7 protein-coding genes and 1 tRNA gene are annotated in these 13,567 nt (G+C 33.5%); all 8 read right to left on the bottom strand.

All coding sequences use genetic code 11. From position 1 onward, the window contains the following. Positions 1-64 precede the first annotated feature (64 nt). Positions 65-3,175 (bottom strand): biopolymer transporter Tol, encoded by a 3,111-nt coding sequence (locus NTX22_06390; protein ID MCX6150132.1) that lies wholly within the window; start codon positions 3,173-3,175, stop codon positions 65-67. 120 nt (positions 3,176-3,295) lie between these two features. Next, positions 3,296-6,331: a T9SS type A sorting domain-containing protein gene (locus NTX22_06385; GenBank protein ID MCX6150131.1), complete on the bottom strand. Its 3,036-nt coding sequence runs from the start codon at positions 6,329-6,331 to the stop codon at positions 3,296-3,298. A gap of 5 nt (positions 6,332-6,336) precedes the next feature. Next, positions 6,337-7,548 carry a type IX secretion system outer membrane channel protein PorV gene (gene porV / locus NTX22_06380; protein ID MCX6150130.1) on the bottom strand — a complete coding sequence of 404 codons (1,212 nt, stop codon included), beginning with the start codon at positions 7,546-7,548 and terminating at the stop codon, positions 6,337-6,339. A gap of 36 nt (positions 7,549-7,584) precedes the next feature. Beyond that, positions 7,585-11,574 carry a type IX secretion system sortase PorU gene (gene porU, locus NTX22_06375; GenBank protein ID MCX6150129.1) on the bottom strand — a complete coding sequence of 1,330 codons (3,990 nt, stop codon included), beginning with the start codon at positions 11,572-11,574 and terminating at the stop codon, positions 7,585-7,587. Positions 11,575-11,738: 164 nt separating this feature from the next. After that, complete coding sequence (locus tag NTX22_06370) at positions 11,739-12,305, bottom strand: HDIG domain-containing protein (protein MCX6150128.1); 567 nt, start codon at positions 12,303-12,305, stop codon at positions 11,739-11,741. Positions 12,306-12,313: 8 nt separating this feature from the next. Continuing rightward, positions 12,314-12,973, bottom strand: a complete 660-nt coding sequence (gene nth, locus NTX22_06365) for an endonuclease III (GenBank protein ID MCX6150127.1) — start codon at positions 12,971-12,973, stop codon at positions 12,314-12,316. Continuing rightward, positions 12,963-13,301: a (2Fe-2S) ferredoxin domain-containing protein gene (locus tag NTX22_06360; protein MCX6150126.1), complete on the bottom strand. Its 339-nt coding sequence runs from the start codon at positions 13,299-13,301 to the stop codon at positions 12,963-12,965. Before NTX22_06360 ends, nth begins: the two co-directional genes overlap by 11 nt. Positions 13,302-13,382: 81 nt before the next feature. After that, positions 13,383-13,456, bottom strand: a tRNA-Glu gene (locus NTX22_06355). Positions 13,457-13,567: the final 111 nt, after the last annotated feature.

Here is a 13,567-nt window from a genome sequence, read left to right as displayed (position 1 = left end):
ATCTGCCTTACGAAAATATTTTTAGCTGAACCCGAAAGCACCGGTAAATTATTCTTGAAAATACTTAAAAACTGAAATCGAAAAGGATGCCGCCATAAAACTGCCATTCTTTTCCGTACTTAACTAATTCATTTCTAACTGTTCTATTTGCTTCATCGAATGCATAGGATGCATTTACAAATACACTTGTTGGAAACAAATAAAAGGAATTTAGCTTGAAACGAACTTCTGCACCAGCACCTTTTTTAAATGTATTTAAACTTGGCATTTTCTCATTCCATGCATTTCCCAAATCTCCATATACTGAAAGAAATATTTTATCCAAATAAAACATTCCGAACTTATAATCAATATTTTTGAAAAGTGGGAACCTGTAAGTTAAATTTAACCATCCAACTCTATTTCCGTTGATTGAATAAAACGGATACGATTTCATTCCAATTAAACCGCCAAGATAATAATCAAAAAAGTCTGGCATTGTTTTACCTAAAATTGAACCAGCCCTAAAACGTGCAGCAATTGTGTGTCCTTTCCATAACTGAACATTTTCTTTCCAATTCAATTCCAGGCGATGGAAATTATATTTATCATAAATGGATTTTATTACTCCATCTTTAATCTCATAATTACTATTGGGATTAAAATTATTCATCTCATAGTTATACTGCAATTCAACTTCTCTACCTACAGGATTTATATCATCATCAACGTAAGGAAGCCAGGCAGTATGTTTGTACTTTGCCTGGAAATTCCGACCAATTAAATACGTATCAATAAATTTTTGGGATAATTGAGCATTTTGATCTACATCTTTGTATACAAAACTTCCAATAGTGCTTTTGTACTGACTGAAAATAAACCTAAACTCCAAATCGTTTCCTCGGCTAAATATTCTATGGCTGGCAACAATATCAAATTCAAAAAGATCATATGTAACATCGATTGGAATTTTAAGATCATATGTCACAACACCTGTACTGGTTGTATCAACACCATCAAGCAAATCCGCACTTGCTTTCCTGGAAATGCTGTAAACTTCCAAAGATAGTTCTGGTTTGATTCCTATATTAAAAAGCAATGGTAGTTTGTTTCTATAATTGAATGTTAGAAAAAGGTCGCGCTCCCAACGTGAGTTTATTGAGCCGCCTGCAAACAACGAAAATCTATCGAGCATATCTGTAGATGAAATGTAAAGTCCCGGTTTTATTTTTTCGTAAGCTTTATTGGAAGTGTTGTAGTTGTCGTATCGAATGAATGGAAAAAATGTAAGCTTTGTAAATGCTCCGGAATATTTCTCACTCTTGTAATCCTGGATTTCTTTATCATTATAATTAACAAGTCCATTTAGATCGAAGTTCTGAATATCACTATTTTTCTTTTGTACTGATAATTCGGATTCTTCAACTGAATGATATTTTTTTGAGGAATCAACTTTAACTTGTTCTTCAGTTGGGAGCAAAAATATTTTGTATCCTTCAGAAGTATAGCCGGAATAAACAATTTCACCTTTTGAATTAACATCCGGCATATACGCGCCGCCAATAACATTTGTAAGTTGATGTTTTTCTTTGGTGATTAAATCCATTGAGTAAATATTAAATATGCCAGTTTCATCGCTTGAATAATAAAGCTTTCCATCTTTTCCAAAAACAGGATTTCGTTCATCAGTTTTTGATTGCAATAAAAAATCAAATCCAGAACCATCTGGATTTACTTTGGCAATATCGCGTCCGTTTGTATAAGCATAATCGAATACAATAAATTTGTCATCATTAGAAAATTTTGGATTAAAGACTTGTTCGCCGTTTTCAAAAAAAGTAAGTCGTTTAAAATTCTTACCGTCAATATCAACCGTTCCAATGTTTGTTGTTCCATCCTTTTGGAAAACAAAAACTATTTTGGAACCATCTTTAGAAACAGATGGTTGATTTGTTCGCATCCCTTTGGTCAATCTTGTTTCATCTTCCTTATCAAGATCATAGAAATAAAGATCATGAATGTTCGTCCAGGAAGGATTATCTTCACTTAATTTGGCATAAACAATTTTATTAATGTTTGGGATCCAACTTAATGTTGAACGAATTTCCGGTGTAATCATTTTCTCTTTTTTTGTTACCAGATCATAAAGATAAAGCGAAGATAGACTGAAGTAATCGTTAGTTTTATTCGAGCAATAAATAATTTTGCTTCCATCGGATGAAAAAGCTGGATAGAAATTTCCAAATCCTTCTTTACCAATCATTTCTCCAGTTACCAAATTTGTTTTAACATCAAAAATTTTCTTTTCATAATCTTTTGTAAGATAATCTTTCCATTCATCATAAACTTCCCTGCCGTCTTTCCCAATTGCATCCTTAATAGCGGCATCGATGGTGAAATTACCGAAGCTACCAAGAGCTTTGCTGATTTGTCTTAATTTATCTTCTCCGTATTTTTCTGCTATATAGCGAGTAAGTGAAAAACCAGAATTGTAAACTGATTCATTACCAAGACTCGTTTTATCAAACACACCCATTTGATTCCAGGTTAACATATTCCCATCGAGGGAATAACTTCTTAAAATCATATCGCGGTGCGTATCCCAGTTATCATAATTAAATTCCTTCCGCATATATTGGGCTGTACCTTCCGCAAACCAAGCTGGAACGTTTATTCCCGCTAAAGGAAAAGAGGCAATAACATTTGGGAAACCGTAAAGAATATCTGGTCTTCTTTTGTCTTCATAATTTAGAAACTGAAGATACAATGCCGGGAATGAGCGGGAAGTTTTAAGCGATGACTGAATCTGCACCATGTGAGTAAATTCGTGCGAGATAACATTCCGCAACCAGTTATGCGAACCACGCAAATCAAAATCCAATGCTGAAGCCCAGATTTCAATTTTGTTATCGAAGAAATAAGTAGCACCATTAGAGTAATCATCAATATCTTTTATAACAAAGTGAACTGTTTCAGGTTCATACTGATAAAGCGATGTAATCGGACCCCAAACTTCTTCAGCAATTTTCAAAACTGTCCTTGCAGATCTTTCAGCTTCCTCGTGGTAATGAACCACAACGTGCTTCCCTTTTATCGTCTGCCAATTCAATTCTGGATGAAACTCAGTGAATTGCGAAAACAACTTTAGGTTAATTAGAAAAATCATGCCGGGAATCAGGAATAAAAGTTTTTTCATACTTGTTTTATATCGATGTTTATCCGCTCAATCTGTATCATCAATTTTTATTTGTAGATAAATAAAAATTATAACACAGATTATTTTATCTTGTGCAGATGGAATTTGTAAATGTATGTATTATTTGATGACTGCAATTTTAATTATGTTATTTTCTGTTTTGCCGGATGAACCTGACGCTTCAACTCTTGCAAAATATACTCCGCTCTGTATGTCTTTAACATTCCATACTGTTTCGTTATCAAATCCACCTCGGGCAAAATCATTCAACTCAGTTACAAAGCCGCCAGCCAGATCAAAAATCTTAATATTTATTTTAGAATCTTCTCCAACAAAATATCTTATGTTTGTAACATCTTCATAAACAGGATTAGGCCAGTTGTAAGCTCTTTCTTTTGGAAAGAAAGAATTAATAGCGTTTGCAGAACTTGCCGCTGGAACGAAAGAAGAATTTAAATTATCCGCATTCTCACTTGCCCAATATGGTGTTCCTGCAACTAAACTAATATTCCAAACATAAAGATGATTGGTGTTAGTTATAGCTGCAAGTGATGCCTTACCATTATCATTAAAAAATACTGGTGTAGAACTTAAAGATTCTCCTACAGAAATTGGAAAACCATTAACTACTTTCCCACTTCCACCATCAATTGCAAAGATTCTTCCGTCCTGGGTATAGGTTATAATTTCTGAATTATTATCACCTGCAAAATCAACAATCAACGGAGTTCCTTCAAAGCCAATACCTTGAGGATCAATAAATGGGAAATTGTTTGCCTGCCCGCCGGTTAAATTTAATGCTTCCAGCTTTCCGCTATTAACGGAAAAAATATAATTATTTCCATCTCCTAATAAATCACCCATTGAAAAAACATTGCGACTACCTGTAGGTGAAGTTGCCGAATTAAAAGTGGTTGTTTGCTTTCCATTTTGGATCAAATAAAATTTGTCTTCATAAAGACCAATTATTGTTTGATAGTTCCCTGATTTATCCTTAGTCAAAACTAAATCCCCTTCCTGTCCATTTAAAAGAAAATATTTTCCCGAAGATTCATATAAAGTTGATGAAGGAGATCCTTCCACTCTATTGTCCGATAATAAAAGAGAATAAAAATCTTTATCCGCTGCTATTCTAAAGATATTGTAATATGGTTCCAGAATTAAACTATCTGTTGGAACTGGAACCTGATTGCTAATCAAGCTTTCTAATGAATAAAAATATACTTTGCCGTTATCCGTACCTAAAACCACTTCATAATTTCCATCCGAGGTATTTCTAATTACAGGTAGAGATGAAAAAGATTGAATTATCGGATTGTATAAACTTCTTTTATTACTTTTAATATCATCAACAAGTATGGATAATATTCCTTTGCCCGTTGAATTTTGGAATGAAGAAAATAAAATAATATTTGAATTATTATTATTAATCAATGCGGAGTAGCTGAGATTAATAGATCCAACAGTAACAGAATCTATAATACTTCCGTCATTTGCTAAAACTAAAATGTAATTATTGGAAATTGAATATATTCTTGGATTACTCTCATCAGAAACAATAATTGAATTATTATTAAGTAATCGCCTGCTAATAACCGGTTTGATTAGAGAATCCCCCCAACTCAACTTAAAACTCATCCTGTTGCTTATTGGAGAAAATTCTGTAAAACTAATTAAGCTATTTGCACCTGAGTATGAGTTTGTGTTTGGCTGTGTGTCTTTAGTAAACTTATTTTTATAAAGTTTTGCTTTGTTTCCTTTATACCATAAATCCTGCTCGGTTCCCTCTCCAATTACTTCATAACCAAAAATCGTTTGAAATTTTTCACCAATATCTTGTACTCCATCTGCTTCTTCTACATCTACTCCACGATGAAATTTATCTATATTGATTTTGTTATCAGCTAAATTTGCATTTATCACATTTTCATCAATATGCCAGATAATAATACCACTACCCGGCAAAGCCCAATCATATTCATCTACATCAGTAATTACTCCACTTAAGGAATCAATATTCCAGCTATAGAATCCCGTCATATCATTTGGAAATATTTTTGTTCTAAGTTCATTACCAACAACATAGGAAATCTTTGAGCCATCTTTATTTACATCCCGGTTTCTATTTTCCACAAGAAAATATTCTGTAGAGTTGATTGGCACTTTTAAAATGGTAGTATCGTTTAATGTTGCAGCAAGGTTTGCTACAATGCTAATTGATTTGCTGTCAATACCTGATTCAATCGGTTGCTCCCAGCCCAAATAAATTTTTTCCCAGGCAGATGGTTCCGGAGGGAATGCCCCGGAATAAGTAAAGATTGATTGTCCATCCATCAACCCAAAGCGCCCAATAGCACTTAAGCCTGTTTTTGTATCAAACAAATCCGGTAATCCAATATGGCTGGCAATGCTTGATACGATCAATCCATTAATTGAAAGCTGAAGTAGAGAACTAATATCAAAACTTGTACTCTCCCTGCTTTCAGTTTCAGGGATGATCATTGTATTATATTTTCCTTCCTTGTTTTGCGGAAGTCCTGTCAAATCACCATTAAATATATTTTTTAAAGCTTTATCGCTAAGATAAACTGAAGGTAAATCTTTTTCAGTACCAAGACTTCCGGTGGAAGATATATCTCTTCCAACACCAGAATGGAAGATTAAGAAAATATTATAATCAGAAAATTTAATTGAAGGATTAGAAGCAGCAACAATTTGCCAGATTTCTTTAGAGAAATTACCCAAAGCTGATAAATCGTCAGAATTAGTTGGTGGAGAATAATTTCTCATTGTTTTGGAAACAGTGAAAATATCCGGAAGCATTTCGTATCCAATTGTAACTTTACCTTTGGATACTTTTCTAAAATAATTTTTTGCAAATTCTAAATGATTCTGAAAGTAATTTTTATCGTGTGGTAAAGGATCTAATATTTTTGTTCCATAATCCGAAGAATAAATTGATCCGAATTTTCCAGTTCCATAAGTTGCTGCATCCTTATCTTCCTGGAAATCTGCCATTACTGCTAAAATTTTTAGCGTATCACCAAAAGATATTTTAGATGGTGCTGATTCCGGAAAAGGATTGATTCGTCCAATAAATGTTTGGGCAGATAAACTGCCCAAACAAATTAGAAAAGTTAGAATGAGTGATCGCATAATTATTATATTCCGCGTGGTAATCCTTTTGGTTGTACAGTTGCGCCCCAGCCTATTAGTAAAGTAAATCGCATTGTATCATTCAAAGGATGATTTTCTGCACCTTTAAAAACTGAAGTAGTTAGATAACTGAAATCAAATCCATACAAATCATAACGGATACCAGCACCAAATGTTATGAATTTTCTATTGCCATAAGCTGGATCTTCATAAAAATAACCGGCTCTTAAAGCAAAAAGAAAATCACCTGGCTTTCCATAATTAAATTCTAATCCCATCGAAGTTATAATATCTCTAAGTTCTTCACTAAATGGCTGGTCTCCCCAAGCTGTAAAAATAGCTTTATAAAACTCATCTCTATCGCCTATCGTTATTGTGGAATCTTTACCATCTACTCCCACACCAACAACTTTAGTTTTAATTTTATTTACCAGCAATTTGCTAAAGTCCAGTGTATAAATTAAGGAGTTATATTCATCATCAAGAATTTTATAAGCAAAACCTAACCTAAAATTTGTTGGGATTGGATCCGCCTGAGCTTTGTTGATGTAATAAATTTTGGGTCCAATGTTGCTTAAATTAACTCCCATACTAAATCGATTGCCAAGATCTTCATCAGTAAATGGAATAACTAAACTTGATGGTCTCCACATTCCTCCAATATCAAAACTAACTGATGTTGCACTTCCTTCTCCAAGCTGTTCGCCGACTTTAATTTTTCCGGAAAGCCTGCTGTGAATTACTCTGAAGTTTAAACCAAGTCCCCAGTCTGGGTGCAATTTTGTTGCATAACCAAGAGTTAATGCAGCATCAAAAGATCTGAACCTTCCAATTTCATCTGGTCCTGTTTCCCCGGTTTGAATGAATTCGCCAAAATTCATATAAGTAATACTGCCAGAAATTGTACCATCAACTTCTTCCATATATTGCTTGTAGGTTAAATAATCGTAAAACAAATCCAACTTAAATTGAGGAAGCCAGTTACTATGTGTTATGCTCAATTCAGTACCTGTCTGGAAAGCAAGTCCAGCAGGATTCCAGAAAATTGCTGAAGAATTATCAGCTAAACCAGCACCCGATTCGCCTAATCCACCAGACTTTGAATCCGGGGCAAGAAGCAGAAATGGGACTGCTGATTCTCCGCCTTGAGCAAAGGAAATTTTATTGAATCCAATTACAATTATTCCAACTAAAACAAGTCTTAATAAGACTTTCATATCGATCCTCCAATAATAATCTAAATAACAAATTAACTATTTAATAACCGCCAGTTTACCCAGCACTTCTCTATTTAATTTTCCGTCGAGAGTTTTAACAATAAGTTTATAAAGGTAAACCCCATTAGAAATTGTGTTTCCATCATCATCACGTCCATCCCAATCAACCTTTACAAATTTATCAGAAATATTTGATTCCTCCAATGCTTTAATTAATCTGCCAGCTACTGTATAAACTTTTATTTTTAGACTAACAGGTTGAGATAAATTGTGTTGAAAGGTAAACGTTGTGTTTGATCTGAATGGATTTGGATAATTAACAACATCTCTTAATACAAGGTCGCTGCCATTTACAACTGTAAAAGTTTTTTCTGCAGAAGAATAATTATTAAAAACATCCCAGGCTTTTACCTGAATTTTATAATCACCAAAATCCAATCCATAGAAGTTATATTTGATAAAACCTGATTTACCATTAGCATTCAAATCTCCAACAAAATAATTTGTAAAATCCAATGGTGCATTTTCATTCTCATTCAATATTCCAGAAAGTGTATGACCAATACCATTACCGGTTGTATTAAGTCCGGTTTGATCTTTAAGCTTAACCAACAAAGTGCAATCTGAATTTACTAAATAAGAATTTTCAGATGCAGCATTATCAAAGGAAATTTCCATTTCTGGTCCTTTTTTATCATCAGTAATTGAGTAATCAGTACCTCCAACAATTATACTGTCTGAAAAACTAATTGCATCGCTTGAAGAATTACTTAAATAACCAACAATTTTCCCAGATTTATTTTCGTAGGAAATATCTTTAGGAACTATGAACGAAGTTGAATATTTCCCGTTGATTACTGATACTCTTCCTTTATAAATCACACCACCCTGCACAGTCATCGGGTAATTATGCATATTTGTTAATAGTACTAACCTTTCAGAATCATAAACGCTTATTACTGCCTCACCATTAAAGTTATTATCCAATTGCCCGTGCGGAGTTCTAACAGTTCCATCAATTTTGATATTTGATAATGCTTTGATATTTATTTTAGAAGTTAATGCAGATCCATTTATAGAATCAACTTTTGACGGTAATTGCGGGACCAATAATCTTAATGTTGGATCACCAAATAAATGAAATTTTAAATCATTATTAGAAATTCCTGCGAAATATTCAAGTTTTGTAAGGTAATAAGCCTTACCAATTGTAGAGATGAGATTCAAGGAATCTTTCCGGAACAGATTTGAATAAAACTCCTGGTTGATGGCTGCATTATCTTGAGCGTAAACTGTACGCGCAGCACTAAAAGTACCAATAGAACCGCCATCAGGTTTAAGAATCATTAATTCTGTGGAGCTTTGGATTCCAGGGACATCATACCTTCCAAAATCGCAAGTAGCCGCTGTTAAAAAGAAATATTTATCGCTTAGCATCTGTGGAATAGTAACACTCTTTTCAAACACATATTCGTGAGCCCAAACATCGGGATTACCATGACCTATCCAATTCATAATAACAGTCCCTTCATTAGCAGCTTCTATTATAGCTTTATTAACAGAAGGTTTTCTTCTTCCAATTGCTGTTTCAACTGTTGGATAAACTGTCAAATAAATTTTCTTTTGATCATAAGATGAAGGAATGTAGGAAGAACTTAAAGATTCTGATTGACCTGTGTGAAGTGAACTTTCATCAGTTTTTTTTGCGCCAATCTCATCATCCGCCACCAGCGTAATAAGATTTCGCCATAAACCAAACTCTGATTGAGTTTCGTAACGGATTATCTTATCAACCATATCTTTGGCTTCTGATACAGTTGTTACATTCAGCCTTCCAATTGCTAAATCCACTTTCCTGTCGTTACCCGATACGTACACGTAAAAATCGTCTGAACAATATGAACCAATTGCGCTAAAAGAATCAAGTGATTCATAAGGAATTACAAAATTCTGACTTTTCTCTTCAACATTTTTATAATCATAATCGCCATCACCAAAAAGAAGAACATATTCCGGTTTTATATTCCAGTTATCATATGCATATTTAATAAAATCACGGATGGCGCTCACATCCTGCAAACCACCGGAAAATTCATTAAAAATCTTATCCACTTCCACTACAACTGTGGACATTTTTGTAAGAGAATTTGATTCTTTATAAACCTTGTATCTTTCAGCTTGCTCTTTAAATAAGCTATTTGTAATAATGATAAACTTTGCTCCATCTGCAATTCCATGCAAATTGGAATTATCAATTGAAGTAAAATTGATTGGTGTTTTGTAAACTGAATTACCAATTGCTAAATATTTGCTAATTGAATTATTAACTTCAGAAGATTGAAAAACGCAGTCGCCTCCACTAATGTGTGTTTCAGAAATTAATTTCGCGTCAGAAAAATTAGTTATATCAAAAATTTTAATGTCGCTTGATGGAAATCCGGATAAATGATACTCAGTAATTCCGGGAGTCGGTTGTGAATAAAATTGTAATTCATTATTTGCAGCAGTTAAATTCCTATTGTAATAAATTTCATAATAATTCAAGTATCCAATCGAAGGAGAACGGGTTGGTTCATAATCCATCCTAAGCAAACTTCTATCATCTGGTAATGCCCCGTGAAAAGAAGTATTGATTGTTAATTGAGTTCCATGTAATCCTTCTGCGTTTTCAAGATTCCCTATACCAAGTCCAAACAGAGTTCCAAAATAAATATTTGTTCCGTTCTCATCAATTTTTAATGGAACATCCAGTTCGGATCTGTTGGCAAAATTGAAACGATAAGAGACTGTTGAACCGCTTACAATACCATCCAGTTTAATTGGATATTGCCTCACTCTTTGAACCTCAGTAAATTCATCTCCAACATATAATCTGCCGCTAGGCAGTATTTTTGCTTTATCTTCTTCCCAACTGTAATAAGCATCTGTAGTTAGTTGTGTATTGTCCGGTGTGGAGTTTAAACTTGATTTGGATTCCATTCTTTTACCGGTATTACCACCATATGTAATCCAATAATAATTTTGCCTGGAATAATTATGATAAAACCGAATAACTTTTTTAGTAGTTGCATCATATTCCCAAAAATTTATTCCTCTGCCATAAAAAAGAATATAATCACCATCATCAAATTTCCCGTCAGATTCCCCATTAACAAAAATTGCATTTTCAACTAAATCCTGTGGGCGAGCTGTTAAAATATTTTCTGATAAAACCTTGCCACCGTTATTATAAATTTTTATTGTTCGTGGGTCCACTGTTGCAGGATCAATTCCAATTGCTGCCAGAGTTGTTTTGTTAATTATATAAATTCCTTCATCCGGGGTTTCAAACCGATACCACTTTCCGGAAGATAGCACACTGTTATTAACAATTTGTTTCTTTAATAATGAAGATGTTTCAATCTGCCAATTTTTAGCTACACCATAATTTATTACTGCATCTTTATTAAAATCATCTGTGCCAACATTAGCAGCAGATTTTGAAGCTGCAAAGTTTATCCTAAAAATAATTTTCGTATATAATCTTATTACATATTGTATAGGCTCAAATTGAACTGGAGAAATAGTGATTGATTGAACAGGAAGATTTCTTGTTAAACCAAAATCACTAAAACTAACTAATTCACTTGCAGACTTCTGAGAATAATTTTCCTTCACATCATAAGAATAATACAACAAACCATCTTCCATAATTGCTTTAGGAACTGGCGAAAGTTTTGCATTTTTTTCTACATATGAAGATCCAATAACTTGAATTGTATTTCCGGTTTCTGAAGGTACACCAACAGTCATTACCCTAACAGGTATTTCTGGCAAACCAGGTTCACTATTCAACTGTTGGTTGCCAATTTTTAAACTTAACTTAAGATATTTTTCATTGTTAATTTGAACGTAAGATGAATCGTAATGCGGTTTATATTCAATGATCAATGAATTTTTCGATGAAGATATTACTTTAAAATCTTGTTGAGCACAAAGAATAGTAAATAAGAATGGTAAAAATATTAAAGAGATTTTGCTTTTCATGATTATTACAACTATAATCCAATAACTTGGAGTTTTAGATGATAAACTAACTCAACTGTTGAAAGATAGTAGCAAAATTCTCTATGCGGTCCTTTATGTTTTGTTCAAAAATAGCAAACAATGGTAGTCAATGTCAAGTCATAATTTATAAATTCTAAAGAAAATTAAAGTCCCAACAACTCTTTTTTCCCCTTCATTGCATTTATACAGAATTGAATGTGCTCGTCAATCGGAACACCTAACTCTTCAACACCTCTCTGAATATCCTCCCTGCTGACTGTACGAGCAAACGCTTTATCTTTTAATTTTTTCTTAACAGATTTTACTTCCACTTCATCAATTGATTTGCTTGGTCTAACATAAGCAACAGCAGTTAAGAAACCGGAAAGTTCATCGCAGGCATAAAGTACTTTTGCTAATATAGTTTCTCTTGGAACATTTGTATAATCGGCATGCGATAAAATAGTTTTTCTGAAGTTTTCATCAAAACCTTTTTCAGCTAAAATTTCTGAACCTTTATATGGATGTTCAGTTGCAGATGGAAAACGTTCATAGTCAAAATCGTGAAGCAACGCAACATTCCCCCAGTACAATTCATCTTCATTATATTTAGCAGCATAAGCTTTAACACAAGTTTCTACTGCAAAAGCATGTTTCAACAAACTTTCACTTCTTGTGTATTCTTTTAATAATGATAAACAAAAATCTCTGTTAGATGCTGGATTTTCCAAATAAACCTCTATTTAACTTTTGTGGTTGGTAATGGATTAAAACTTGGACATATTTTTCCAATAATACAATCAACACATTTTGGTTTTCTTGCAATACAAATATTTCTTCCGTGTGTTACAAGATAATGTGAAGAATTTATCCAATCTTTTTCTGGGAGCATTTCCTTTAGTTTGAGTTCTATCTTCTCCGGATCATTTGTATTTACCAAGCCGAGTAAATTAGAAAGTCTGATAACGTGAGTATCTACAGCAATAGCAGGAATTCCAAAACCATTTCCAGCAACAACCGATGCAGTTTTTCTTCCAACTCCAGGTAACTGAATTAGCAACTCAAAATTTGCTGGAACTTTTCCTCCAAATTTATCGATTAAAACCTGGCAGCAATTTCTAATACTTTTTGCTTTTTGTTTGTAGAATCCAGTTGAGAAAATATCTTTTTCCAACTCCTCCTGCGGAGCAGATACATAATCCTTTGGTGACTTATATTTTTTGAATAGGTCATCCGTTACAATGTTTACTCTAACATCTGTACTTTGTGCGGAAAGTATTGTTGAAATAAGCAACTCGAAAGGATTTGCAAAATCGAGAGCAACTTTTACAACCGGATATTCTTTCTTTAGCTGATCAAATATTTTTTTTGCGTGAAGTATTTCTTTTTTATTCGCCATCTCTATTAAATCTTTTATCTATTATTTTTAATCTTTCAACAGGTTTGCTTTTCAAAATATGGCTTTGGATTATTTCTTCAACATCTTCCAGTTTAACTCTGCCATACCAAACCTGCTCAGGATAAATTACAACAGAAGGTCCAAATTCGCAAGCATCCAAACAACCGGAAGTATTGGCACGAACCGTTGCATTTAATCCCAATTCTTTCAATCGGGATTTAAATTTTTCTTTTATTTCGTGCGAACCTTTATCTGAACAGCAACCACGTGGATGATCAATTGGTCGTTTATTTTCACAAATGAAAATATGTTTTTCAAATCGTTTCATTTATCATCTATAAAAAAAAGATTCCTGCTTAACCCATAAATAAACAGGCATAAGCAGGAACAATAAAAGTTAAATACTTAGTAGCGCGTGCGGGATTCGAACCCGCGATCTCCGCCTTGAGAGGGCGGCGTCCTAAGCCTCTAGACGAACGCGCCAAAGACAAATGTTTGTCTTCTTCTTTCTTACGGGTGTAAAGTTAGTAAAAGCTATTTTCCTATACAACACCAATATAATATTTTTAATTTCTTATTATGCAACGCAATTCA

It is taken from the genome of Ignavibacteriales bacterium (assembly GCA_026390815.1).
Taxonomy (GTDB): Bacteria; Bacteroidota; Ignavibacteria; order Ignavibacteriales; family SURF-24; genus JAPLFH01.
Note: the sequence above shows the minus strand (reverse complement) of the source record. Positions and strands in the feature narration are given on the sequence as shown.